The organism is Modestobacter lapidis, assembly GCF_054780755.1.
In genome coordinates this window covers 1-5,501 of sequence record NZ_BAAGVS010000042.1, presented here as the reverse complement: position 1 = coordinate 5,501, position 5,501 = coordinate 1, and the positions used below count along the sequence as shown (strand labels likewise).

The 5,501-nt window shown below is 58.4% G+C and carries 3 rRNA genes; all 3 read right to left on the bottom strand.

Annotated elements, in window-relative coordinates:
• Window positions 1–3 precede the first annotated feature (3 nt).
• The 3 genes from rrf to ACYVG5_RS21230 all read right to left on the bottom strand — a co-directional run bounded on the left by rrf (window position 4) and on the right by ACYVG5_RS21230 (window position 5,350).
• Window positions 4–120, bottom strand: a 5S ribosomal RNA gene (gene rrf / locus ACYVG5_RS21240).
• A gap of 144 nt (window positions 121–264) precedes the next feature.
• Window positions 265–3,393, bottom strand: a 23S ribosomal RNA gene (locus ACYVG5_RS21235).
• Window positions 3,394–3,825: 432 nt separating this feature from the next.
• Window positions 3,826–5,350: ribosomal RNA gene (locus ACYVG5_RS21230) — 16S ribosomal RNA — on the bottom strand.
• Together the 16S, 23S and 5S rRNA genes form the textbook arrangement of a ribosomal RNA operon.
• Window positions 5,351–5,501: the final 151 nt, after the last annotated feature.

Sequence of the window (5,501 nt, the reverse complement as noted above, 5' to 3'; positions counted from 1 at the left end):
GATGTCCGGCGGCGTCCTACTCTCCCACCCGGTCCCCCGGGCAGTACCATCGGCGCTGAAAGGCTTAGCTTCCGGGTTCGGAATGAGACCGGGCGTTTCCCTTTCGCCATGACCGCCGTAACACTGTGAAGATAGCGACCCCACCCCACCGGCCGCAGACAGCACCAGTGGAACAAGGGCCTGGAACACACGGTTCCGCACCTTCAGAACCGCACAGTGGACGCGAGACAACATATTTGCAGAGCACACAACATGGAAAAGTGTGTGGTCAAGCCCTCGGCCTATTAGTACCGGTCAGCTCCACGCATTGCTGCGCTTCCACTTCCGGCCTATCAACCCGCTGGTCTGGGCGGGGGCCTTACCCGATCAAGTCGGTGAGAGACCTCATCTTGAAGCAGGCTTCCCGCTTAGATGCTTTCAGCGGTTATCCCTCCCGAACGTAGCCAACCAGCAGTGCTCCTGGCGGAACAACTGGCACACCAGAGGTTCGTCCGTCCCGGTCCTCTCGTACTAGGGACAGCCCTTCTCAAGTCTCTTACGCGCGCGGCGGATAGGGACCGAACTGTCTCACGACGTTCTAAACCCAGCTCGCGTACCGCTTTAATGGGCGAACAGCCCAACCCTTGGGACCTACTCCAGCCCCAGGATGCGACGAGCCGACATCGAGGTGCCAAACCATCCCGTCGATATGGACTCTTGGGGAAGATCAGCCTGTTATCCCCGGGGTACCTTTTATCCGTTGAGCGACACCGCTTCCACATGCCGGTGCCGGGTCACTAGTCCCAGCTTTCGCTCCTGCTCGACCCGTCGGTCTCGCAGTCAAGCTCCCTTGTGCACTTGCACTCGACACCTGATTGCCAACCAGGCTGAGGGAACCTTTGGGCGCCTCCGTTACATTTTAGGAGGCAACCGCCCCAGTTAAACTACCCACCTGACACTGTCCCTGATCCGGATCACGGACCGAGGTTAGACATCCAATTCGACCAGAGTGGTATTTCAACGATGACTCCACGAACACTGGCGTGCCCGCTTCACAGTCTCCCACCTATCCTACACAAGCCGAACCGAACACCAATATCAAGCTATAGTGAAGGTCCCGGGGTCTTTCCGTCCTGCCGCGCGTAACGAGCATCTTTACTCGTAGTGCAATTTCGCCGAGCCTGTGGTTGAGACAGCTGAGAAGTCGTTACGCCATTCGTGCAGGTCGGAACTTACCCGACAAGGAATTTCGCTACCTTAGGATGGTTATAGTTACCACCGCCGTTTACTGGCGCTTGAGTTCTGAGCTTCGCCCCGAAGAGCTAACCCGTCCCCTTAACGTTCCAGCACCGGGCAGGCGTCAGTCCGTATACATCGTCTTTCGACTTCGCACGGACCTGTGTTTTTAGTAAACAGTCGCTTCTCACTGGTCTCTGCGGCCACCCACCGCTGCCCCGCGCAAAGGCGGTTCACAGCAGATGGCCCCCCTTCTCCCGAAGTTACGGGGGCATTTTGCCGAGTTCCTTAACCACAGTTCGCTCGATCGCCTTGGTATTCTCTACCTGACCACCTGAGTTGGTTTGGGGTACGGGCCGCTAAGAACTCGCTAGAGGCTTTTCTCGGCAGCATAGGATCATCCAATTCGCCTCAAACGGCTATGCGTCAGGCCTCACCCTCATGCGATGCGGATTTACCTACATCGCGGGCCACACCCTTGCACCGGTACTACCACTCACCGGTAGGACTACCTTCCTGCGTCACCCCATCGCTTGCCTACTACCAGTCCGGGTCCCGCGCTCCCCCTGATCAGCCCCGAAGGACAGTCACAGGCTTCGGGCGGTTAGCATCGCTGGGTCCGGCATGGACGCTCTTTCGCGGGTACGGGAATATCAACCCGTTGTCCATCGACTACGCCTGTCGGCCTCGCCTTAGGTCCCGACTCACCCTGGGCGGATTAGCCTGGCCCAGGAACCCTTGGTCATCCGGCGGGGGAGTTTCTCACTCCCCTTTCGCTACTCATGCCTGCATTCTCACTCGTGTGGCGTCCACGGCTGGATCACTCCGCCGCTTCCATCGCCACACGACGCTCCCCTACCCATCCACACACCTGGCCGGCCACCCGAAGATGACCGACAGACAACATGTGAATGCCATAGCTTCGGCGGTGTGCTTGAGCCCCGCTACATTGTCGGCGCGGAATCACTTGACCAGTGAGCTATTACGCACTCTTTCAAGGATGGCTGCTTCTAAGCCAACCTCCTGGTTGTCTCTGCGACTCCACATCCTTTTCCACTTAGCACACGCTTAGGGGCCTTAGCTGATGATCTGGGCTGTTTCCCTCTCGACTACGAACCTTATCGCCCGCAGTCTCACTGCCACGCTCTCACTTACCGGCATTCGGAGTTTGGTTGACGTCAGTAACCTTGTGGGGCCCCTCGGCCATCCAGTGCTCTACCTCCGGCAAGAAACACGTGACGCTGCACCTAAATGCATTTCGGGGAGAACCAGCTATCACCGAGTTTGATTGGCCTTTCACCCCTACCCACAGCTCATCCCCCAGGTTTTCAACCCTGGTGGGTTCGGTCCTCCACGCGGTCTTACCCGCGCTTCAACCTGGCCATGGGTAGATCACTCGGCTTCGGGTCTAGAGCACGCGACTCAAAAACGCCCTGTTCGGACTCGCTTTCGCTACGGCTACCCCACACGGGTTAACCTCGCCACGTACCGCTAACTCGCAGGCTCATTCTTCAAAAGGCACGCAATCACCCCCACGCACAAGTGCGCATAAGGCTCTCACGGCTTGTAGGCACACGGTTTCAGGTACTATTTCACTCCCCTCCCGGGGTACTTTTCACCTTTCCCTCACGGTACTTGTCCGCTATCGGTCACCAGGGAGTATTTAGGCTTAGCGGGTGGTCCCGCCAGATTCACACCGAATTTCACGGGCTCGGTGCTACTTGGGATACAACTCGGAAGAGACCCAGCTTTCGTGTACGGGGCTCTCACCCTCTACGGCGACCCCTTCCAGAGGCCTTCCACTAACACAGGTCTTTTCTGACTCCCTGCCAGGTCGGCAGACCCAACTGAGTTGTCCCACGACCCCGACCACACAACGCCTGCCGGCTTGACATGCGATCGGTTTAGCCTCATCCGCTTTCGCTCGCCACTACTCACGGAATCACGGTTGTTTTCTCTTCCTGTGGGTACTGAGATGTTTCACTTCCCCACGTTCCCTCCACACGCCCTATGTGTTCAAGCGCGGGTCACACCACATGACTGGTGCGGGGTTCCCCCATTCGGAAATCCTCGGATCAACGCTCGGTTGACAGCTCCCCGAGGCTTATCGCAGCCTCCTACGTCCTTCATCGGCTCCTGGTGCCAAGGCATCCACCGTGTGCCCTTAAAAACTTGGCCACACACAAAAACCCACACCCGACAACCCCACCCGAAGACAGAGAAACCGAGCGCGGGAATCCACATACATACCTACAAGATGCTCGCGTCCACTGTGCAGTTCTCAACGTACGGAAGATGACCCCCCACCTGCCACCGCCAGCCCGAACCACAGTTCGACGGTACGACGACCAGAAGGCCTCCAGAGTGAACAGTCGCCCGTTCCCTCAGGACCCAACAGCGTGCCTACAACCAGACCCGACAACCCCACCACGCTCCAGACCCCCGAAGAGGCCGTACTAGCAGCAGAACCATCGTCCCGGCCGAACTGGTCAGCGTTCCACCCTCGAGCTCCGTCACGAACACCCGAGACCCCCCCCAGACGGGGCGACCTTCACGATCCGCGCACGGCTCTGGACCACTTCCACAAGGAAAGCGGCCAGTGCTCCTTAGAAAGGAGGTGATCCAGCCGCACCTTCCGGTACGGCTACCTTGTTACGACTTCGTCCCAATCGCCGATCCCGCCTTCGACGGCTCCCTCCCACAAGGGGTTGGGCCACCGGCTTCGGGCGTTACCGACTTTCGTGACGTGACGGGCGGTGTGTACAAGGCCCGGGAACGTATTCACCGCAGCGTTGCTGATCTGCGATTACTAGCGACTCCAACTTCATGGGGTCGAGTTGCAGACCCCAATCCGAACTGAGACCGGCTTTTTGGGATTCGCTCCACCTCACGGTATCGCAGCCCTTTGTACCGGCCATTGTAGCATGTTTGCAGCCCTAGACATAAGGGGCATGATGATTTGACGTCATCCCCACCTTCCTCCGAGTTGACCCCGGCAGTCTCCTATGAGTCCCCACCATCACGTGCTGGCAACATAGAACGAGGGTTGCGCTCGTTGCGGGACTTAACCCAACATCTCACGACACGAGCTGACGACAACCATGCACCACCTGTGCACGACCCTTTAAAGGACCCCACATCTCTGCGGGATTTCCGTGCATGTCAAGCCTAGGTAAGGTTCTTCGCGTTGCATCGAATTAAGCAACATGCTCCGCCGCTTGTGCGGGCCCCCGTCAATTCCTTTGAGTTTTAGCCTTGCGGCCGTACTCCCCAGGCGGGGCGCTTAATGCGTTAGCTGCGGCACGGAGACCGTGGAATGGCCCCCACACCTAGCGCCCAACGTTTACGGCGTGGACTACCAGGGTATCTAATCCTGTTCGCTCCCCACGCTTTCGCTCCTCAGCGTCAGTTGTTGCCCAGAGACCCGCCTTCGCCACCGGTGTTCCTCCTGATATCTGCGCATTTCACCGCTACACCAGGAATTCCAGTCTCCCCTGCAACACTCTAGTTTGCCCGTATCGACTGCAGACCCGAGGTTGAGCCTCGGGATTTCACAGCCGACGCGACAGACCGCCTACGAGCTCTTTACGCCCAATAATTCCGGACAACGCTTGCACCCTACGTATTACCGCGGCTGCTGGCACGTAGTTGGCCGGTGCTTCTTCTGCAGGTACCGTCACTCTCGCTTCGTCCCTGCTGAAAGAGGTTTACAACCCGAAGGCCGTCATCCCTCACGCGGCGTCGCTGCGTCAGGCTTTCGCCCATTGCGCAATATTCCCCACTGCTGCCTCCCGTAGGAGTCTGGGCCGTGTCTCAGTCCCAGTGTGGCCGGTCACCCTCTCAGGCCGGCTACCCGTCGTCGCCTTGGTGGGCCATTACCCCACCAACAAGCTGATAGGCCGCGGGCCCATCCTCAGCCGATGAATCTTTCCACCACCAGACCATGCGGTCAGCGGTCACATCCGGTATTAGCACCAATTTCTTGGAGTTATCCCAGAGCTGAGGGCAGGTTGCCCACGTGTTACTCACCCGTTCGCCGCTAGGGCACCACCCCGAAGAGTGGGCCTCGCTCGACTTGCATGTGTTAAGCACGCCGCCAGCGTTCGTCCTGAGCCAGGATCAAACTCTCCGTAGATGATTTGATCACAGCTGAGACCGAGAGTTGGCACTCTCGTTCAATCAACCAAAGGAACCCAATGACCCGATCACGAATGACCAGACCAACGGGAATTGTTACTTGGCACTGACTTTCGGCACGCTGTTGAGTTCTCAAGGAGCGGACGCGC